This window comes from Cellulosimicrobium sp. SL-1 (genome assembly GCF_011033075.1).
Classification (GTDB): Bacteria; Actinomycetota; Actinomycetes; order Actinomycetales; family Cellulomonadaceae; genus Cellulosimicrobium; species Cellulosimicrobium funkei.
This window is the reverse complement of the sequence record NZ_JAACJC010000001.1, coordinates 97,512-116,807: the sequence shown is the minus strand read 5'-3', so window position 1 is coordinate 116,807 and position 19,296 is coordinate 97,512. Positions and strand designations below refer to the sequence as shown.

Sequence of the window (19,296 nt, the reverse complement as noted above, 5' to 3'; positions counted from 1 at the left end):
GGTCGTCGCTCACGCGCGGACCGTCCTTTCCGTGCTGTCGTGCGGGCTCGGGTCGCGCGCCAGGAGCGCCCGCGCGCCGTCGTCGAGCACGTGCGTCCCCACGTGCTCGCGCGGCACGCGCGCACCGAGGCGCGTCGTGATCTCGTAGCTGATGGTGCCCGCGGCCTGCGCCCAGTCCTCGGCCGTGGGGACCCCGCCGCGCGCCACGCCGTCGCCCGCGCCGAACAGCGTGACGACGTCGCCCGCGCGCTCGGTCGCGTCCGGGCCGAGGTCGAGCACGAGCTGGTCCATGCAGACCCGGCCCGCGACGCGCACGACGCGCCCGCCGGGCTCGCCCGGGCGGGCGCCGACCAGCACCGGCCCGCCCGGCGAGCCCTCGGGCCCGCCGCCCGACGCGTGGCGCGGGATCCCGTCGCCGTAGCCGAGCGGCACGACGCCGAGCGTCGTGTCCTGCGGCGTCGTGTAGTGGTGCGAGTAGGAGACGCCGTGACCGCCGGGCACGCGCTTGACCGTCGCGAGGCTCGCCTCGAGCGTCATCGCGGGGTGCAGGCCGAACCGCGACGGCGGCCCGAGCTGCGGCACGGGCGTCATCCCGTACGCGGCCAGGCCCGGGCGCACGAGGTCGTAGTGGGTGCGGGGGGCGGTGAGCGTCGCGGCGGAGTTCGCGAGGTGGCGCAGCTCCGGCACGACGCCCGCCCGCTCGGCCTCGCGCACGGCCTCGTCGAAGACGTCGGCCTGCGCGACGACGGTCGGGTGGCCGGGCTCGTCCGCGAACGCCAGGTGCGACCACATGCCGACGACGCGCACGGCACCCTCCGCCTCGGCGCGCGCGACGGCGTCGAGCACGTCCGGCAGGTCCGCGGGCATGATCCCGTTGCGGCCCAGGCCCGTGTCGACCGCGAGGTGCACCCGCGCGGTCCGGCCCGCGGCCCGCGCCGCCGCGACCACCTCGTCCACGGCCCAGCGCGCGGCGAGCGACACGTCGACGTCCGCCTCCACGAGGTCGCGCAGCGGCGCGCCCGGCGGGTACAACCACGTGAGCACGCGCGCGCGGTCCGGGCCGACGCCCGCCGCCCGCAGCGCGAGCGCCTCGCCCGGCTGCGCCGTCCCGAGCCACGTCGCGCCGCCCGCGAGCGCCCCGAGCGCGCTCGCGACGAGCCCGTGCCCGTACGCGTCCGCCTTGACCACGGCCATCACCTCGGACGACGGCGCCAGGTCCGCGAGCGCGCGCACGTTGTCGCGGACCGCCGCCAGGTCGACGACGGCGCGGGCCGGGTAGGCGCGGGGGTCCGGGCCGTCGGAGCCGCTCGCGCGGGACGTCGGGGCGGGGCCCGCGAGGGAGCCCGCCCGCGCGCCGGTCGGGACGGTGCCGGGGGCGCCGGCGGGTGTGCCGGGAGAGGTCGTGCGCTGGGTGTCGCTCACGGTCGTCGATTCTCTCACCCGCGCGTCACCACGCGGAGAGCGCGCGGTCCGTCGCGAAGCGGCGCTCGCGGCCCGTGAACGGGTCCGTGAACACGAGCGACCGCGACACGAGCTGGAGCGGGCGCGAGTAGTCCTCGGGCGAGACGTCGTACGGCTCGGGGTAGAAGTTGTCGTGCACGATCGGCACGCCGAGCCGCGCCATGTGCAGGCGGAGCTGGTGCGTCCTGCCGCTGTGCGGCTCGAGCCGGTACCGCGCGAGCCCGCGCGCCGGGTCGGTCTCGACGACGTCGACGCGGCTCTCCGCGTTGGGCTCGCCGTCCACCTCCTCGGCCCGCATGACGCCGCGGCGCTTGACGATGCGGCTGCGCACGGTCGCGGGGAGGTCGAGCGACGCGTCCCACGGCGCGACCGCCTCGTAGGTCTTGCGCACCTCGCGGCGCGCGAAGAGCTCCTGGTACGCCCCGCGCACCTGCGGGCGCAGCGTGAGCAGCAGGACGCCCGCGGTCACGCGGTCGAGTCGGTGCGCCGGGCTGAGCTCGGGCAGGTCGAGGTCGCGGCGCAGCCGCACCAGCACCGACCGCGCGACGTACGCCCCGCGCGGGATGGTCGCGAGGAAGTGCGGCTTGTCGACGACCAGCAGGTCCCGGTCGCGGTGCAGCACGCGGACCTCGAACGGCACGTCCGGCTCGACGGGCGGGTCGCGGTAGAGGAACACGAACCCGCGCGGCTCGTACGGCGTGCGTGCGTCCACCGGGCGCCCGCGGCCGTCGACGACCTCCCCCGCCGCGACCTTCTCCGCGAGGCGCGCGGCGTCGTCGGGGAAGCGGTGGCGCACGTAGTCGAGGGTGCGCGGGTACCGCGCGACGCTCTCGGCGTCGTGCGGCAGCACGAGGCGCGTCGGGTTGAGGCCGTCGCGCACGGGGAGGGGGACCACGCCCTCCACGGTACCGGCGGCGTCCCCGCGGTCGGTGCGGGTCGCGCGTGGGTGCGGTGGGGTGCGCGGCGGCGCGGTCGGCACGCGGGCGCAACCGGCGCGCTCGGCGCGTGGCGCGGCACGCCGTGGGCGCGGTCAGCGCGCGGCGAGCAGCTCCGCGACGACGCCCGGGACCGCGTCCGCGACGTCGAGCGCCGCGACGGGACCGCCCGGGTTCGCGCGCTCGGCGGCGAGACCGTGCACGACGGCGGCCGCCGCGGCCAGCCGCGCGGCGAGGCCCGGCTCTCGCACGACGCGCTCCGCGTGCGCCGCGAGCAGCGTGCCGAGGATGCCGGCGAGGACGTCGCCCGCCCCGGCGGTCGCGAGCCACGCAGGCGCGTCCGCCTGCGACCACGCGCCCTCCGGCCCGACGACGACCGTCGCCGACCCCTTGAGCAGCACCGTCGCGCCGGTGGCGTCGTGCGCGCGGCGCGCCCAGCGCAGCGGCTCGGCCTCGACGTCGGTCCGCGCCACGTCGTCGCCGCGCGCCCGCAGGAGCGTCGCGAGCTCCCCGGCGTGCGGGGTCAGCACGACCGACGGCGGGCAGCGCTCGGGCAGCAGGGACAGAGCGCCCGCGTCGACGACCGCGGGCACGCGCTCCGGCGTCGCGCCGGTGGTCGTCGCGTCGGTGGTCGTGGCGTCGGTGGTCGTCGCGTCGGTGGTCGTGGCGTCGGTCGCCGTCGCGGCGGCGAGCGCGGTCCGCACGCGCTCGTGCTGGCCGCCGTCGTCGACCGGGTCGTCGCCCGGGCCGGGGACCGCCGGGACGCCCGGGCCCAGCACCCAGGACTGGACGCGGCCCGCGGCGGGCACCACCTCGGGGCGGGCCGCGAGGACGGCGCGCGTGGCGTCGTCGGGCCCGCCGTAGCGCACCATGCCCGGACCCGTGCGGACGGCCGCGGTCGTGACGAGCACCGCTGCGCCCGGGAAGGTCGGCGTGCCCGCCACGACGCCGACGACGCCGCGCGTGTACTTGTGGTCGGTCGCGCCGGGCACGGACCAGAGGGCCGCGACGTCCGCCGGCTCGAGCCGACGCACGACCGGTGTCGTCTTCCCCCGGTCCGGGGCGGGCGCGTCGGGGCCGGCGACGCCGGGGCCCGGTGCGCCGGGGCCGGGTGCACCAGGGGCCGGTGCGCCGAGGCCGGGTGCGTGAGAGCCGGGTGCGCCGAGGCGCAGCCCGATGTCGACGACCGCGCCGTGCCCCGCGAGGTGCGTCGCGGGCGGCAGGAGCAGCCCGGGCTTGGCGGCGCCGAACGTCACCGTGCGGTCGGCGCGCAGCACCGGGCCCGGCACCGTGCCGTCGTCGACGCCGATGCCGCTCGGCGCGTCCACCGCGACGACCCACGGCCGCCCGGGGCGTTCGGGACCGTGCGCGGAGTCGCCGTCGAGCACCGCGGCCAGCCGCTCCACGAGGTCCGCCGCGACCCCGCGCAGCGCGCCCCGGGCGCCGATCCCGACGAGGCCGTCGAGCACGACGTCGGCGCGCGCCGCCTGGGCGGCGACCCGGTCGGCGACGTGCGGATCGAGGTGGTCTCGGTGGCGGTCGTCGTGACCGTCGCCGTGCGCCGTGCCGTCCGGGCTGCCGACGAGCACCTCGACGCGCCCGCCCGCGTCCCGGAGCGCCGCGAGACCACCGGCGTGCGCGTGCTCGCCCGTGAGCACCGCCAGCACCTCGACGCCGCGGCGCGCGAGGTACGCGCCCGCGTACAGCGTGTCCCCGCCGTTGTTGCCCGAGCCGACGAGCAGGACCGCCCGGGCGCCGGTGACGCGCCCGTCGCGGCGGCCGCCGTCGGGCAGTGCGACCGACCGCCGTCGGGCGAGGTCGCGCGCGACGACGGTGGCGAGCGCGAACGACGCACGCTCCATGAGGGGCACGCCCGCGGCGAGCAGGGGCTCCTCGGCGGCGCGGACGTCGGCGACGGACCAGGCTTCGATCATGACCTCATCCTGCCCACCGGGCGCCGAGGCCGCCTGCGCGGCGCCCGCGCCGAGCCGGCCGGGGCGACGACCGCCGGGACGGCCGAGGGCTGAGACGGTCCCCACGGGCGCGCTGCGGGCCGCGCGGACCCGCATAGGGTGACGAGCATGCGATTCGGACTCTTCATCCCGCAGGGCTGGCGCTACGACCTCGTCGACGTCGCGCCCGAGGACCACTGGAAGACCATGCTCTCCCTGCTCCACTACGCCGACAACGCGGCGGCGGGCGAGCCCCTGCCCGGCGGCGAGTTCGCGTGGGACGGGGTGTGGGTCTACGACCACTTCCACACGACGCCGACCCCGAGCACCGAGGCGACCCACGAGGCGTGGACGCTCATGGCGGCGTTCGCCGCGGCGTCGCAGCGCGTGCGCCTGGGCCAGATGTGCACGTGCATGGCGTACCGCGAGCCGACCTACCTCGCGAAGGTCGCCGCGACGGTCGACCACGTCTCGGGCGGCCGCCTCGAGATGGGCATCGGCGCGGGCTGGTACGAGCACGAGTGGCGCGCCTACGGGTACGGCTTCCCCAGTGCGGGCGAGCGCCTGCGCGCGCTCGACGAGGGCGTGCAGATCATGGCGCGCATGTGGCGCACGGGGTCGTCGGGCACGTTCGAGGGCCGGCGCTACCAGGTGGACGGCGCGCTGTGCTACCCGCAGCCGCTGCAGCGCGTGGCGGTCGACGGCGAGGGTGCCGTGCCGAGCATCCCCCTGTGGATCGCGGGCGGCGGCGAGAAGAAGACGCTGCGCATCGCGGCGCAGCACGCCCAGTACACGAACTTCGACGGCTCGCCGGAGGGCTTCGCCCACAAGTCCGCCGTGCTCGAGCAGCACTGCCGCGACCTGGGCCGCGACTTCGGGGAGATCACGCGGTCGGCCAACTACAACGTCGTCATCGGCGAGACCGAGCAGGACGTCGCGGACCGCCTCGCCCGCGTCGAGGAGCACGCCCGCCGGTACTTCCCCGAGAAGGCGGACGACAGCATCGCGTCGTGGCGGAACGGCCCCCTCGTCGGGACACCGGAGCAGATCGTCGAGACCCTCACGGCGCTGCGCGCCCAGGGCCTCGGCTACGCGATCGGCTACTTCCCCTTCGCCGCGACCGACCGCGACCAGCTCGAGCTCTTCCAGCGCCAGGTGATCCCGGCCCTCCAGCGCTGACTCTCTCCCCTTCCCCCTCCTCGGGCAGTCCGCCGAGCATGGGGTCGTGGCCTGTCAGAGCGACCCGACGGGCCACGACCCCATGCTCGGCGGGGGCCTTCCGCCGTTTCTGTGCAGAGCCGCCCGGACAGTACGGCCGATCGTCCCGACGTCGCGACCTGTGAAGCGCAGGACGTCGATCCTTCCCGTCGCGACCAGAGTGTTCTGCCGGGTTCGGTCTGAGAACACCGCATGCGGAGTGCTGTGGACATCCTGACCGTCCAGCTCGGCGACGAGCCACCGACCGTCGCGGTAGCGCCAGGCCAGGTCGCCCCGTGCGACGACCCTCCCGCCGTGGTCGTGGACGGGAAGCTGCAGCGTGTGCGGCGGCACGCCCTCGTCGATGCAGTCGAGCCGGGCGAAGGACTCGAGGGGTGACTCGGCCCGCGCGTCGGCCATCTCCCACAGCGTGTGTCGACTGGCGACACCGCGTCTCCCGCGCGCGTGCTCGTGCGCGCGGCGCAGCCCGTCCGCGTCGATGAGGTCCTGGTGGAGGGCGGAGTCGAGCACGGCGAGGCCGTTCGCGCGCGGGAGCTCGGGGACAGCCTGCGCGAGCGCCCAGTCGAGCGTCACGACCCGCCTGCCCCGAATCTCGACGGCCGTCATGCCTGCGTCGAACTGCCGTAGCGCGATCCCGTCGCGGTCGAGCCGGTTGCGCCCACGAGGGACGGCTGCCTCGGGCCGGAGGGTCGGCGGCAGCCCACGGACGCCGTGGAGGACGAGCGCACAGGGCCCGACCGCCACCGCGTCCTCGCCGAAGGCGAGCAGGCCCGTCCACGCGGCCCGGGCTCGGCGCTCGTCCCACGACCGGTCGGCGAGCGGCGCGGTACTGACGTCGTAGACGCCGCGCGTCACGCGCACGAGGGTCGCCCGGCGCGTTAGGCCGGCCACGTCCTTGTCGCTCAGGCCGTGCCCTCGGCACTGAACGATGGAGACGAGACCGCCCTGGACCGCGGCGACGGAGAGCAGTGACGGGGGAATCTGAGCACGACGCACGGGTGCCACCCCACCGCACGAGGACCCCTCGTCGTCGGGCCAGGCGACTGACCTGTGGACAACGACCCGACGTCGCGTCCTGTGGACGACGCCGAGACCCCACGGCCGCCGTTCACCATGCGGTGGGAGCCCGTCCGGCTTCGTTGACGGGCGGCAACGGCATGTTCGGCGGGATGGGGTCAGCCCTCCGCGACGACCATCGCCGAGGCGATGCCGGCGTCGTGCGAGATGCTCAGGTGCCAGGCCGTGATGCCGAGCGCGTCCGCACGTGCCGCGACCGTGCCGGTGATCTCGACCTCCGGCGGGCCGCCGACGACGCGGTGCACCGTCGCGTCGTGCCAGCGCATGCCCGCGGGGGCACCCAGCGCCTTGGCGATGGCTTCCTTCGCCGCGAACCGCGCGGCGAGCGACGCGGGAGGCAGGTCACGCTCGGCCTCGGTGAACAGCTTCTCGCGGAGCCGGGGCGTGCGCTCCAGGGTCTCCATGAACCGCGCGACGTCCACGACGTCGATCCCCACGCCCTTGATCATGCGTCCACCCTACGGTGGCGATCAGGCCTCCCCGCCTCCACGAGCAGGTGGTCCTGGTTCGTCCGGGAGACCGGACGAACCAGGACCACCTGGTCGACGCGTGGGCGGGGGCGGGGCCGGGAGGGCTACTCGACCGTGACCGACTTCGCGAGGTTGCGCGGCTGGTCGACGTCGAGGCCCTTCGCCGTCGCGAGCGCCATCGCGAAGATCTGCAGCGGCACGACGGCCAGCAGCGGCGAGAGCAGCGTCGGGGACTCGGGGATCCAGAAGATCTCGTCCGCGTAGGGACGCACGGCGTCGTCCCCGTCCTCGGCGATGACGAGCGTGCGTGCGCCGCGCGCCCGGATCTCCTGGATGTTCGAGATGACCTTGGAGTGCAGGCCCTCGCGGCCCTTCGGCGACGGCACGACGACGAACACCGGCTGGCCCTCGTCGATCAGCGCGATCGGCCCGTGCTTGAGCTCGCCGGCCGCGAAGCCCTCCGCGTGGATGTACGCGAGCTCCTTGAGCTTGAGCGCGCCCTCGAGCGCGACGGGGAACCCGACGTGGCGCCCGAGGAACAGCACGGACGAGGCGTCCTTCATCGACCGCGCGGTCGCGCGCACGTACTCGCCGCGCTCGATGACGGTCTGGATCTTGCGCGGCATCTCGCGCAGGTCCTCGAGGATCGCCGCGATCTCGTCGGGGAACTTGTTCCCGCGCAGCTGCGCGAGGTAGAGGCCCAGGAGGTACGCGGCGGTGATCTGCGACAGGAACGCCTTCGTCGAGGCGACCGCGATCTCCGGGCCGGCGTGCGTGTAGAGCACGGCGTCGGACTCGCGCGGGATCGTCGAGCCGTGCGTGTTGACGATCGAGATGACCTTCGCGCCCTGCTCGCGCGCGTGGCGCACGGCCATGAGCGTGTCCATGGTCTCGCCGGACTGCGTCACGGCGACGACGAGCGTCTTCTCGTCGACGATCGGGTCGCGGTAGCGGAACTCGTGCGCGAGCTCGACCTCGACCGGGATGCGGCACCAGTGCTCGATCGCGTACTTCGCGACGTGGCCCGAGTAGGCCGCGGTGCCGCACGCGACGACGATGATCTTGTCGACCGAGCGCAGCACGGCCTCGTCGATGCGCAGGTCGTCGAGCACGAGCTTGCCCGACGGGTCCGTGCGGCCGAGCAGCGTGTCGGCGACGGCGTGCGGCTGGTCGTGGATCTCCTTGTCCATGAAGGACGAGAAGCCGCCCTTCTCCGCGGCAGCCGCGTCCCAGTCGACCGTGTAGCGCTTCGCCTCGGCCGGGTTGCCGTCGAAGTCGGTCACCTCGACCGACGTCGGCGTGATCGTGACGATCTGGTCCTGCCCGAGCTCGAGCGCCTCCTTGGTGTGGGAGATGAACGCCGCGACGTCGGAGCCGAGGAAGTTCTCGCCCTCCCCCAGCCCGACGACGAGCGGCGAGTCGTGCCGCGCGCCCACGACCGTGTCCGGGGCGTCGGCGTGCACGGCGAGGAGCGTGAAGGTGCCCTCGAGCCGCCGCGCCACCTGCCCCATCGCGAGCGTGAGGTCCTTGGTGTCGCGGTACGCACGCGCGAGGAGCTGCGCCGCGACCTCGGTGTCGGTCTCGGACCGGAACGTCACGCCCTCGGCGAGCAGCTCGGCCTTGAGGGTCGCGAAGTTCTCGACGATGCCGTTGTGGATCACGGCGAGGCGGTCGTCGTCCGCGAGGTGGGGGTGCGCGTTGGTGTCCGTGGGACCGCCGTGCGTCGCCCACCGCGTGTGGCCGATCGACGCGGTCGCCGCGGGCAACGGGTGCGTCTCGATCTCCTGCACGAGGTTCGCGAGCTTGCCGGACTTCTTCGCGAACGCGACGGCGTCGACGCCGGGCGCGACGAGCGCGACCCCGGCCGAGTCGTAGCCGCGGTACTCGAGCCGTCCGAGTCCTTCGAGAGCGACGTCGAGGGGTCGCCCCGAGGCCTCTCCGACCATGGTTCCAGGGCCCACGTAGCCCACGATTCCGCACATGGTGATCGAGTCTAGCCACGGACCCGCACCCCTTCGGGGCCGCGCGATCCCGCGGTTCTTCGTGAGGTCCGCTGCCTAATCGAGGCCCGCGCGGCGCGCGGACCGTTCCCCGAGCCCGGAGCCTCGTCGCGTCCCGGTCCGTGACGCGTTCACCGGGCGTGGGACGCGCGGCACCGCGAGGCTGGTGCTCGTGCCCACCGTCCGGATCGGTCTCTCGGGGTGGCGGTACGCGGACTGGCGCGGACCGTTCTACCCCGCGGGGCTCCCCCAGCGCCGCGAGCTCGAGCACGTCGCCTCGCTCTTCCCCGCCGTCGAGCTCAACGGGTCGTTCTACTCGTTGCAGCGGCCGTCGTCGTTCGTCGCGTGGCGCGACCAGACGCCCGAGGGCTTCACGTTCGCGGTCAAGGGACCGCGCTTCGTCACCCACATGAAGCGGCTGCGGGACGTGCGGACGCCGGTCGCCAACTTCGTCGCGAGCGGCGTCCTCGCGCTCGGCAGCAGGCTCGGGCCCGTCCTGTGGCAGCTCCCCGCGCGCACCGCCTTCGACCACGAGCTGCTCGACGCGTTCCTCACGCTCCTGCCGCGCACCACCGGCGAGGCGGCGCGGCTCGCGCAGGAGCACGACGACCGCCTGCGCGCGCCCGCCTGGACGGAGGCGGACGCGGACCGCCCGATCGTGCACGCGCTCGAGCCGCGGCACGCGTCGTTCGCCACGCCGGAAGCGCTCGCCCTCCTGCGCCGGCACGGGGTGGCGTTCGCCGTGTCGGACGGCGCGGGCCGCTGGCCGCTCGTCGAGGCGGTCACGAGCCCGCTCGTGTACGTGCGCCTGCACGGGGACCAGGAGCTCTACCGCAGCGGCTACCGGCCGCACGTGCTCGACGCGTGGGCCGAGCGCGTGCGCGCCTGGCACGCCGCGGGCCACGACATCGAGGTCTACTTCGACAACGACGTGGACGCCCACGCCCCGGCCGACGCGCTCGCCCTCATGGCCCGCCTGCCCGACCTCGCGCTCCCCGGCCCGGGGCACGCCGTCGAGCCGGCGCCGCGCCGCCGTCGGGCCGCGCGCGGGGCCGACGACGCCCGCTGAGGCGACCCGGGGAGGGCGGCCCCGCGGTGCCGTCGTCGGGGCGCGAAGCCGCCCCGTGCACCGGCACGGGCGCGCATCCGGCAGAATCGGGCGGGTGTCCTCCCCCGCCGACGACCCGTCCGACCTCCTGCGGGCCCACCTGGCCGCGCCGTCGTCCTCGCCGTACGTCGATCTCGACCGGGCCGTGTGGAGCCGGCTGTCGGAGTCGACGCCGCTGCCGCTGACCGGCGACGACGTCGCGCGCCTGCGCGGCCTCGGTGACCCGATCGACCTCGCCGAGGTCGACGCCGTGTACCGGCCGCTCTCGCGCCTGCTCAACCTCTACGTCACCGCGACGTCCGGCCTGCACGAGGCGACGTCGACGTTCCTGCGCGAGGAGACCGGCAACACGCCGTACGTCATCGGCGTGGCCGGTTCCGTGGCCGTCGGGAAGTCGACGACGGCGCGCGTGCTGCGCGAGATGCTGGCCCGCTGGCCGGAGACGCCGCGCGTCGAGCTCATCACGACCGACGGCTTCCTCTACCCCAACGCGGAGCTCGCGCGCCGGGGCCTCATGGACCGCAAAGGCTTCCCCGAGTCCTACGACCGTCGCGCGCTCATCCGGTTCCTGTCCAAGGTCAAGGCCGGCCACGCCGAGGTGCGGGCCCCCGTCTACGACCACCTCACGTACGACATCGTGCCGGGCGCCGAGGCCGTCGTCCGCAAGCCCGACGTCCTCGTCGTCGAGGGCCTCAACGTGCTCCAGCCGGCGCGCCCGAGCGCGCACGACGAGTCGACCGTCGCCGTGTCGGACTTCTTCGACTTCTCGATCTACGTCGACGCCCGCACGCGCAACATCCGCCAGTGGTACGTCGACCGGTTCCTCGCGCTGCGCCGCACCGCGTTCGCGCGCCCCGAGTCGTACTTCCGCCGCTACGCCGACCTCACGGACGAGCAGGCGGTGGAGCGGGCGAAGTCGATCTGGGACGCGATCAACGCGCCGAACCTCGAGCAGAACATCCTGCCGACGCGCGGCCGCGCGACCCTCGTCCTCACGAAGGGCTCGGACCACTCGGTCCAGCGCGTCCGCCTGCGCAAGCTCTGAGGCGGCACGCTCAGCACAGGGCAGGGTCAGGTCGCGCGGGGCGGCGTGCCCGACGACGTCGCCCCCGACGACCCGGGCGGCACCGTCCCGGAGGCGTCCGCCGCGCGCGGACGGGGCGCGGGCGCGCCGGTCACCGGCCCGGTCGCGGGGTTCCCGCCGGCCGTCGCGCCCCCGCCGGGCGCGGTCGCGGCCGGCGTCCCGCCGGTCGTCGGCGCGGCCCCGGCCGGGTCGGTCGCATCCTCTCCGACAGGCACCCGCGCCGTCGGCGGCAGCTCGCCGCGCTGGCGCGCGCGCATCATGAGCACGCGGTCGATGACGAACCCGCTCCCGACGCCCAGCACGATGCCCACGACCATCGCGAGCAGCGGCTCGTGGCCCAGCCAGCGGGCGGCGACGAGCCCGATGAGCACCGAGTAGACGGCCCACGTCACCGCCGCGATGCCGGAGAACGCCATGAACCGACGCCGCGGGTACCCGACGGCGCCGGCCGTCATGTTCACCGCGACGCGGCCCACGGGGATGTAGCGCGCCGCGAGGATGAACGACGCCCCGCGGTGCGCGAGGGCGCGCTCGGCCCACCCCACGGCGCGCCGCCCGCGGGGCGTGCGCAGGATGCGCAGACGCTCCGTGCCGACGGCGCGACCGATCGCGAACGCGATCTGGTCCCCGGTCCAGGCACCCAGGGCCGCGACGAGGAGCACGAGGACGAGGTTCGGCTCGCCGGTCGCGTGCGCGGAGACCGCGAGCGTGATGACGACCGACTCGCTGGGGACCGGCGGGAAGAACCCGTCGATCGTCGCGAAGCCGAACAGGGCGGGATAGATCCACGCGGACGCCGCGAGGGCGAGAATCCAGTGCTCGAGATTCTCCAGGAAGGTCGACACGGCGTCCGGCAACGGCGTCCTCGTTCGTCTGCTGGCGGGGAGGCCAGGCGGGCGGTGGCGGCAGGTCGGTCGTCCTGCACCAGGACAAGCCTACGGAGCACGAGGACGACGACCATCAGGGAGACCCCCGGTTCACCCCTGAGGACCCCGGGCGCGACGGCGCCGCGCCCGTGACGATTCTGCCGTGCCCGTCGCGGCAGGGTCGTCATCCCGGCGGACGACTTCCCGCGGCGGGCCCGTACGTCGTGAGGACCAGGGGCCGCGGACGCCCGGTGGGCTAGTTCCCGGCGCCCGGGAGCCGCGCGACCCCGAGGGTCGAGGACAGCGTGCGCAGGTCGGCGGCGTCGAGGTAGAGCTCGCCCCGCAGGTGGTCCGTCTCGTGCTGGACGATGCGCGCGGGCCACCCGGTCAGCACGTCGTCGAACGGCTCGCCGGCCTCGTCCTGGCCCGTGAGCCGGACGGCGTGGGCGCGCGTCCGCTCGGCCTGCCAGCCGTGCACGGAGAGGCAGCCCTCGAAGAACGTGCGGGTCTCCTCGCCGACGACCTCGTAGCGCGGGTTCACGAGCACCCGGTACTCCAGGGGGCTTCGCTCCCGGTCGTCGTCGACGTCCGGGGCACCCGGGTCCTCGACCACGGCCACCGCGAGGCCGAGGCCGACCTGCGGCGCGGCGAGCCCCACTCCGGGCGCCGCGCGCATGGTCGCGCGCATCGCGTCGAGGAAGCTCGGCAGCGCGTCGCCGAGCTGGCCCGCGTACGGCACGGCCGGCGTGCGCAGCACGGGGTGGCCGGCCTGCACGATCGGCAGGACGCCGTCGGGGTAGGCGGCGAGGAGCGCGAGCACGTGCTCGCGCAGCGCCTCGTCGACCCCCTGCCTCACGCTCGTGCCCGCCTCGCGTCCCGTCGGCCGTCCCGACGCGCTCACAGGGCGAGCCGCTCGCGCACGACGCCCGCGAGCTGCCCGGCGACCGCGTCGGCCTGCTGCTGCGTCGCCGCCTCGACCATGACCCGGACGAGCGGCTCGGTGCCCGACGGCCGCAGGAGCACCCGCCCCGTCTCGCCGAGCGAGCGCTCCGCACCGGCGACCGCGGCCAGCAGCGCCTCGTCGGTCGACGCGCGCGCCTTGTCCACTCCCGGGACGTTGAGCAGGGTCTGCGGGAGCCGCTGCACGACGCCCGCGAGGTCCGCGAGCTTCTGGCCCGTCGCGCGCACCCGCGCCGCGAGCTGGAGGGCCGTGAGCACGCCGTCGCCCGTCGTCGCGTAGCGCGACATGACGATGTGGCCTGACTGCTCGCCGCCCAGGCCGTAGCCGTGGGCGCGCATCTCCTCGAGCACGTACCGGTCGCCGACCGCCGTCTGGACGGTGCTGATCCCCGCCGCGCGCATCGCGAGGAGGAGCCCGAGGTTGCTCATGACCGTCACGACGAGCGTGTCGTGCGGGAGCGCGCCCTCGTCCTTGAGCGCGAGGGCGAGGACGCCCATGATCTGGTCGCCGTCGACGACGGTGCCCCCGTGGTCGACCGCGATGCAGCGGTCCGCGTCGCCGTCGAACGCGACGCCGAAGTCGGCCTCGGACGCGACGACGACGGCCTGGAGCTGCTCCGGGTGGTTCGAGCCGCACGCCGCGTTGATGTTGCGGCCGTCGGGGCTCGCGTTGATGACGACGACGTCCGCCCCGGCCGCACGCAGCGCCGCGGGCCCGACGTCGCTCGCCGCGCCGTTCGCGCAGTCGACCGCGATCCGCAGGCCGGCCAGCGGCTTGTGGTCCTCGTCGGCGCCGATGCTCGACATGAGGTGCTCGACGTACGCGCCGCCCGCGCGGCCCGAGTCCGGGGAGATGCGGCCGACGACGCCGTGCGTCGGGCGCTCCCACTCCTGGCCCAGGAGGCTCTCGATGCGGTCCTCGACCGCGTCGTCGAGCTTCACGCCGCCGCGCGCGAGGAACTTGATCCCGTTGTCCTGCATGGGGTTGTGCGACGCCGAGATGACGACGCCGAAGTCGACGTCCATGGTGCTCGTCAGGTAGGCGACCGCCGGGGTCGGCAGGACTCCGACGTCCTTCACGTCGACGCCCGCGCTCGCGAGCCCCGCGATGAGCGCCGCGCCGAGGAACTCCCCGGACACGCGCGTGTCGCGCCCGACGACCGCGCGCGGGCGGTGCCCTTCCTCCTGACCGCTCGCGAGCACGCGGGCCGCGGCGACGCCGAGGTCCAGCGCGAGCTCCGCCGTCACGTTGCCGTTCGCGAGACCGCGCACCCCGTCGGTGCCGAAAAGCCGTCCCATGGAAGTCCTTCCCCTCGTACCGGCCGTACGCCGACCGTACGACCGTCAGCCGCTGCCCGCCGTCGACGGGTCTTGGTCACCGCTCCTCACAAACGCCGTCGGCCCCGGTGGACGAGGTCCACCGGGGCCGACGAGCGCACAGCGCAGGATCAGCGCTTGGAGTACTGCGGTGCCTTGCGGGCCTTCTTGAGACCGGCCTTCTTGCGCTCGACGACGCGGGCGTCGCGAGTGAGGAAGCCGGCCTTCTTCAGCGCGGGGCGGTTGTGCTCGGCGTCGATCGCGTTGAGCGCGCGCGCGATCGCCAGGCGCAGCGCGCCGGCCTGGCCCGAGGAGCCGCCGCCCGTGATGCGGGCGACGACGTCGAAGCGACCCTCGACGTCGACCAGCTTCAGCGGGGAGTTGACGAGCTGCTGGTGGACCTTGTTCGGGAAGTAGTCCTCGAGCGTGCGCCCGTTGACCTTCCAGGTGCCGGTGCCGGGGACGAGGCGCACGCGCGCCACGGCCTCCTTGCGGCGGCCCAGGGCCTGGCCGGGGGCGGTGATGCTCTGGCCGCGGCCCGTGGGGGCGGCGGACTCGGAGGTGTAGGTGCTGGGCGTCTCGTCGCCCAGGGTGTCGGTGTCGACGGTGGTCTCGGCCACGGGTGGTGTCCTCGCGTCTCTCTGTGCGCTACGCCTGGGCGGCGATTACTGCGCGACCTGGGTGATCTCGAACGGCTTCGGCTGCTGAGCGGCGTGCGGGTGCTCGGCACCCGCGTAGACCTTCAGCTTGCCGAACTGGGCGCGACCGAGGGTCGTCTTGGGGAGCATGCCCCGGACGGCCTTCTCGACGGCACGCTCGGGGTGCTTGTCGAGCAGGTCGCCGTAGGCGACGGCACGCAGACCACCCGGGTAACCGGAGTGGTTGTAGGCCATCTTCTGCTCGCGCTTGTTGCCGCTCAGGGCGACCTTGCCGGCGTTGATGACGATGACGAAGTCACCGCCGTCGACGTGCGGAGCGAAGGTCGGCTTGTGCTTGCCGCGCAGCAGGGTGGCCACGTGGGTGGCCAGGCGGCCCAGGACGACGTCGGTCGCGTCGATGACGTACCAGTCGCGCTGGACGTCGCCGGGCTTCGGGGTGTACGTACGCACGGTCGTAGCCTTCGTTTCTGTCTCAGGATGTCTTCTTCGACCGCTGAAGCGTGCGGCCGAGAGGGCAGGTCGTTGCGCGGCGGGCTCGGTCGACACCCGCTCCTTGGCCGGCAGCGAGTGGGCGCGCTAGCGACACGGGTGTCGTGAGATGAGCACAACGACTCACCAGACTACCCGCGAGGCAGGCCGCCGGTCAAAGCGGCCGGGCGCTCCCGGACGCACGTCTCGCAGCGCGTCGAGCGGGCCTCGTGGACGCAGCCGGGGCAGTACAGGCGCAGGGTCCGGCAGCTCGGGTCGGCGCAGTTCTCGTACTTCGCCGTCGGCGCCCCGCACGCCGTGCACGCGCCGAGCGGCGTCGACCCCGGGCCGAGCTCGACGTGCATGCGCTCGTCGAACACGTAGAGCGACCCCTCCCACAGCCCCTGCGAGCCGAACACCTCGCCGTAGCGCACGACGCCGCCGTCGAGCTGGTACACCTCCTCGAACCCGCGGGCGCGCAGCAGGGCCGACAGCACCTCGCACCGCACGCCCCCCGTGCAGTACGTGACGACGGGCCGCCCCTTGAGGTCGTCGTAGCGGCCCGAGTCGATCTCGGCGACGAAGTCCCGCGTGGTCGCGACGTCGGGCACGACGGCCCCGCGGAAGCGGCCGATGGCCGCCTCGAACGCGTTGCGGCCGTCGAGCATCACGACGTCGTCGCCGCGCTCCTCGACGAGGTCGTGCAGGGCCTGCGGGCTCAGCCGCTCCCCGCCGCCGACGACGCCGTGCTCGTCGACCCGGACCTCGTCCGGCACGCCGAACGCGACGAGCTCGGGGCGCACCTTGACGGACAGGCGCGGGAAGTCGCGGCCCGTGCCGTCGGACCACTTGACGTCGACGCCCTCGAAGCCCGGGTACCGGCGCGTCGTCTTCACGTACTGCTTGAGGTCCTCGACCGTCCCGCCGAGGGTCGCGTTGATCCCGTGCTCCGACACGATCACGCGACCCGTGAGGTGCCACCGCTCCCCCAGCGCCTGCTGCCAGAGCTGCACGGCACGCGGGTCCCGCAGCGGCGTGAAGGCGTAGAAGAGCACGATCTTGTGGACGGCCATGCCCACCAGGATAGGGAGGGCTAGCGCGCCCGACGGACGCGCTCGACGTCCCAGACCGGCTCCGGTGCCTCGACGACCTCGCCGTCCTCGCGGAACACGAGGAACCGGTCGAAGCCGCGCGCGAACCACCGGTCGTGCGTCACCGCGAGCACGGTGCCCTGGAAGGCCGCGAGCCCCGCCTCGAGCGCCTCCGCCGAGTGCAGGTCGAGGTTGTCGGTCGGCTCGTCGAGCAGGAGCAGCGTCGCGCCGTCGAGCTCGAGGAGCAGGATCTGGAAGCGCGCCTGCTGGCCGCCCGAGAGCGTCTCGAAGCGCTGCTCGGCCTGGCCCACGAGCTCGTACCGGTCGAGCGCCCGGCTCGCGCCCTCGCGCCCCATGCCCGCCCGGTGCCCCTCACCGCGGTGGAGGATCTCCAGCAGCGTGCGCCCCCGCAGCTCCGGGTGGTCGTGGTTCTGCGCGAACCACCCCGGCCGCACCCGCGACCCGAGCACGGCCCGGCCCGTGTGCGCCACGGGAGCGGGCGCCGCCGGGCTGCCGGCCACGTCGTCGGGCACGGTGCCCGGCTCGGGGTCGCTCCCGCCCGCGGCGAGGAGGCGCAGGAAGTGGGACTTGCCCGAGCCGTTCGAGCCGAGCACCGCGACGCGCTCGCCGAAGAACACCTCGACGTCGAACGGCTTCATGAGCCCCGTGAGCTCGAGCCGCTCGCACGTCACCGCGCGCTTGGCCGTCCGCCCGCCCGTGAGCCGCACGGTCACGTTCTGGTCGCGCGCGACCACCTCGGGACGCCCCGCCTCCTCGAACTTGCGCAGGCGCGTGCGCGCGGCCTGGTACCGGCTCGCGAGGCCGTCGTTGAACGCGGCCTTCGTCTTGAGCGTCCGCACGAGCTCCTGGAGCTTGGTGTGCTCCTCGTCCCAGCGGCGCGCGAGCTCGGCGAGCCGGTCGCGCCGGTCCGCACGGGCCTGGGCGTACGTCGCGAAGCCGCCGCCGTGCACCCACACCGTGCCGCCGCCCGGCGTCGGCTCGAGCGTCGCGACCTGGGTCGCGGTGCGCGACAGCAGCTCGCGGTCGTGGGACACGAAGAGGACCGTCTTGGACGACGCGACGAGCCGCTCCTCGAGCCAGCGCTTCGTCGGCACGTCGAGGTGGTTGTCCGGCTCGTCGAGCAGCAGGACCTCCTCCGGCCCGCGGAGCAGGGCCGTGAGCGCGAGCCGCTTCTGCTCGCCCCCGGACAGCGACCGCACGTCGCGCCACTGCGCCTTCTCGAACGGGACCGACAGCACCTCGTCGGTCACCTCGTCCCAGCCGGCCTCGGCGTCGTAGCCGCCCACGTCCGCCCAGTCCACGAGGGCCTGGGCGTAGCGGAGCTGGGCGGGCTCGTCGTCGACCGTCATGATGTCGTGCTCGGCAGCCGCGAGCTCGAGCGCCGCCTCGCGGACGGCGGTCGGCGCGAGCCCGACGAGAAGGTCGCGCACCGTGCGGTCGTCGTCGATGCGGCCGACGTCCTGGCGCATCACCCCGAGCCCGCCGCTGCGCACGACGGCACCGCCGTGCGGGGCGACCTCACCGGTGACGATGCGCAGCAGCGTCGACTTCCCGACGCCGTTGGGCCCCACGAGCGCGACGCGCGCGCCGTCCGCGACCCGCAGGTCGACGCCGTCGAGCAGGGTGCGCCCGTCGGGCAGGTGATACGTGACGTCGCTGAGGTCGAGGTGTCCCACCCCGTCATGGTCCCCGACGTCGGCCGCGCGGTCACGCGCTTTGCGGACCCCGGCGTCCGGCACTTCGGCCGGGCCGACGCCACCCGCCGCCCGGCACCACGGCCGGCGGGCGCCGAGACGCGGGACGCCGGGTGGCGGGATGGCGGGTGGCGGGACGCCGGGATGGCGGGATGGCGGGACGGCTCAGCGCCGGCCGCCGCCGAGGAGGCCGCCCAGCCCGCCCAGGAGGTCGCCGAGACCGCCGCCGGCGCCCGACCCGCCGCCCAGGAGCCCGCCGAGGACGTCGCCCAGGCCGCCCCCGCCGGTCTGCGAGGCGCCCGGCCGCTCGCCCGCGCCCTTCCCCGCCGCGGTACCGCCCGCCGTGCCGCCTGAGGTGCCGGTCGGGACGCCGCCCGACGACCCGGCGCCGCCGAGCTGCTTCGCGAGGAAGGCCAGCGCGATCGGCGCGAGCGCGGGCAGCACCTTCGCGAGCAGGTCCTTGCCGGTGCCCGTCGACCGGGCGAGCTGCGCGACGACAGCCTGCTCGTTCTGCCCGAACACGTGCCCGACGATCTTGCGGCCGTCGTCGGTGTCGACGTCGTCGAGGTCGACGCCGCCCTCCACGAGCGCCGGGTCGTGCTGCGCGAGGGCCTCGCCGAGCGACGCCGCGCCCGCCGGGTCCTGCGCGTTGGCGCGCAGCCCGCCCAGCAGCGCGGGCAGCGCCGCGCCCACCGCGCGCTGCGCCGTCGCCTCGTCGACGCCGAGCCGACCGGCGAGCTGGTCGAGCGGGACGGTGGACAGGATGTCGTCGATGCCGGCCATGGGGTCGTCCTCCGGTTCAGGGGTGCTCCAGCGGGTGCGCACCGGGGCGCGGTGCGGCCCCACCGTAGTCCCGGCCGGGCGCCCTCGCAGGCACTCGCGTCCGGGGCTGCGTCCGTCCCCGTGAGGTGCCAG

Annotated in this window: 17 protein-coding genes; 3 read left to right on the top strand and 14 right to left on the bottom strand. The window is 75.1% G+C overall.

The window, feature by feature from the left end; translation table 11 throughout:
- Nucleotides 1-9 precede the first annotated feature (9 nt).
- The 3 genes from alr to GWJ10_RS00565 form a co-directional block, all read right to left on the bottom strand.
- The gene (gene alr / locus GWJ10_RS00575) at nt 10-1,254 is read right to left on the bottom strand and encodes an alanine racemase (protein WP_241005632.1); all 1,245 of its coding nucleotides are present in this window, start codon (nt 1,252-1,254) and stop codon (nt 10-12) included.
- 193 nt (nt 1,255-1,447) lie between these two features.
- Nucleotides 1,448-2,356, bottom strand: a complete 909-nt coding sequence (locus GWJ10_RS00570; protein ID WP_241005608.1) for a pseudouridine synthase — start codon at nt 2,354-2,356, stop codon at nt 1,448-1,450.
- Nucleotides 2,357-2,491: 135 nt separating this feature from the next.
- Nucleotides 2,492-4,330 (bottom strand): bifunctional ADP-dependent NAD(P)H-hydrate dehydratase/NAD(P)H-hydrate epimerase, encoded by a 1,839-nt coding sequence (locus GWJ10_RS00565; protein WP_163184470.1) that lies wholly within the window; start codon nt 4,328-4,330, stop codon nt 2,492-2,494.
- Between the two features lie 147 nt (nt 4,331-4,477).
- Between GWJ10_RS00565 and GWJ10_RS00560 the strand changes: the two genes are divergently transcribed.
- Nucleotides 4,478-5,527 carry a TIGR03560 family F420-dependent LLM class oxidoreductase gene (locus GWJ10_RS00560; RefSeq protein WP_163184469.1) on the top strand — a complete coding sequence of 350 codons (1,050 nt, stop codon included), beginning with the start codon at nt 4,478-4,480 and terminating at the stop codon, nt 5,525-5,527.
- A gap of 54 nt (nt 5,528-5,581) precedes the next feature.
- On the opposite strand, the gene GWJ10_RS00555 is transcribed toward GWJ10_RS00560, so the two are convergent.
- The 3 genes from GWJ10_RS00555 to glmS form a co-directional block, all read right to left on the bottom strand.
- A complete protein-coding gene (locus tag GWJ10_RS00555; RefSeq protein WP_163184468.1) occupies nt 5,582-6,421 on the bottom strand; it encodes a hypothetical protein in 840 nt (279 codons plus the stop codon).
- Between the two features lie 320 nt (nt 6,422-6,741).
- Nucleotides 6,742-7,092: a holo-ACP synthase gene (locus GWJ10_RS00550; protein WP_021482029.1), complete on the bottom strand. Its 351-nt coding sequence runs from the start codon at nt 7,090-7,092 to the stop codon at nt 6,742-6,744.
- Nucleotides 7,093-7,217: 125 nt separating this feature from the next.
- The gene (gene glmS / locus GWJ10_RS00545) at nt 7,218-9,095 is read right to left on the bottom strand and encodes a glutamine--fructose-6-phosphate transaminase (isomerizing) (protein WP_061268657.1); all 1,878 of its coding nucleotides are present in this window, start codon (nt 9,093-9,095) and stop codon (nt 7,218-7,220) included.
- Nucleotides 9,096-9,285: 190 nt separating this feature from the next.
- Between glmS and GWJ10_RS00540 the strand changes: the two genes are divergently transcribed.
- Both GWJ10_RS00540 and coaA read left to right on the top strand, forming a co-directional pair.
- Nucleotides 9,286-10,182, top strand: coding sequence for a DUF72 domain-containing protein (locus GWJ10_RS00540; RefSeq protein WP_163184467.1), 897 nt, complete (start codon nt 9,286-9,288; stop codon nt 10,180-10,182).
- 94 nt (nt 10,183-10,276) lie between these two features.
- Complete coding sequence (gene coaA / locus GWJ10_RS00535) at nt 10,277-11,266, top strand: type I pantothenate kinase (protein WP_163184466.1); 990 nt, start codon at nt 10,277-10,279, stop codon at nt 11,264-11,266.
- A gap of 26 nt (nt 11,267-11,292) precedes the next feature.
- Here coaA and GWJ10_RS00530 read toward each other — a convergent pair whose 3' ends face one another.
- The 8 genes from GWJ10_RS00530 to GWJ10_RS19955 form a co-directional block, all read right to left on the bottom strand.
- Entirely contained in the window at nt 11,293-12,162 is an 870-nt protein-coding gene (locus tag GWJ10_RS00530) for a DedA family protein (protein ID WP_082774672.1), read from the bottom strand.
- Nucleotides 12,163-12,427: 265 nt separating this feature from the next.
- On the bottom strand, nt 12,428-13,027 hold the full coding sequence (locus tag GWJ10_RS00525; protein ID WP_061268670.1) for a peptide deformylase: 600 nt from the start codon (nt 13,025-13,027) through the stop codon (nt 12,428-12,430).
- Nucleotides 13,028-13,068: 41 nt separating this feature from the next.
- Nucleotides 13,069-14,430 carry a phosphoglucosamine mutase gene (gene glmM, locus GWJ10_RS00520; protein ID WP_043658749.1) on the bottom strand — a complete coding sequence of 454 codons (1,362 nt, stop codon included), beginning with the start codon at nt 14,428-14,430 and terminating at the stop codon, nt 13,069-13,071.
- A gap of 149 nt (nt 14,431-14,579) precedes the next feature.
- Nucleotides 14,580-15,068: a 30S ribosomal protein S9 gene (rpsI, locus tag GWJ10_RS00515; protein WP_021479846.1), complete on the bottom strand. Its 489-nt coding sequence runs from the start codon at nt 15,066-15,068 to the stop codon at nt 14,580-14,582.
- A gap of 45 nt (nt 15,069-15,113) precedes the next feature.
- Nucleotides 15,114-15,557, bottom strand: a complete 444-nt coding sequence (rplM, locus tag GWJ10_RS00510) for a 50S ribosomal protein L13 (RefSeq protein WP_021479847.1) — start codon at nt 15,555-15,557, stop codon at nt 15,114-15,116.
- 170 nt (nt 15,558-15,727) lie between these two features.
- Complete coding sequence (locus GWJ10_RS00505) at nt 15,728-16,648, bottom strand: rhodanese-related sulfurtransferase (RefSeq protein WP_021479848.1); 921 nt, start codon at nt 16,646-16,648, stop codon at nt 15,728-15,730.
- A gap of 20 nt (nt 16,649-16,668) precedes the next feature.
- On the bottom strand, nt 16,669-18,363 hold the full coding sequence (locus GWJ10_RS00500) for an ATP-binding cassette domain-containing protein (protein WP_163184465.1): 1,695 nt from the start codon (nt 18,361-18,363) through the stop codon (nt 16,669-16,671).
- A gap of 183 nt (nt 18,364-18,546) precedes the next feature.
- Nucleotides 18,547-19,164, bottom strand: a complete 618-nt coding sequence (locus GWJ10_RS19955) for a DUF937 domain-containing protein (RefSeq protein ID WP_076405084.1) — start codon at nt 19,162-19,164, stop codon at nt 18,547-18,549.
- Between the last annotated feature and the right edge of the window lie 132 nt (nt 19,165-19,296).

Excerpts from the sequence above, each read along its gene's own strand:
- GWJ10_RS00565 (WP_163184470.1), bottom strand. The coding sequence starts at position 4,330 with ATGATCGAAGCCTGGTCCGTCGCCGACGTCCGCGCCGCCGAGGAGCCC.
- GWJ10_RS00560 (WP_163184469.1), top strand. The coding sequence starts at position 4,478 with ATGCGATTCGGACTCTTCATCCCGCAGGGCTGGCGCTACGACCTCGTC.
- GWJ10_RS00550 (WP_021482029.1), bottom strand. The coding sequence starts at position 7,092 with ATGATCAAGGGCGTGGGGATCGACGTCGTGGACGTCGCGCGGTTCATG.
- glmS (WP_061268657.1), bottom strand. The coding sequence starts at position 9,095 with ATGTGCGGAATCGTGGGCTACGTGGGCCCTGGAACCATGGTCGGAGAG.
- glmM (WP_043658749.1), bottom strand. The coding sequence starts at position 14,430 with ATGGGACGGCTTTTCGGCACCGACGGGGTGCGCGGTCTCGCGAACGGC.
- GWJ10_RS00505 (WP_021479848.1), bottom strand. The coding sequence starts at position 16,648 with ATGGCCGTCCACAAGATCGTGCTCTTCTACGCCTTCACGCCGCTGCGG.
- GWJ10_RS19955 (WP_076405084.1), bottom strand. The coding sequence starts at position 19,164 with ATGGCCGGCATCGACGACATCCTGTCCACCGTCCCGCTCGACCAGCTC.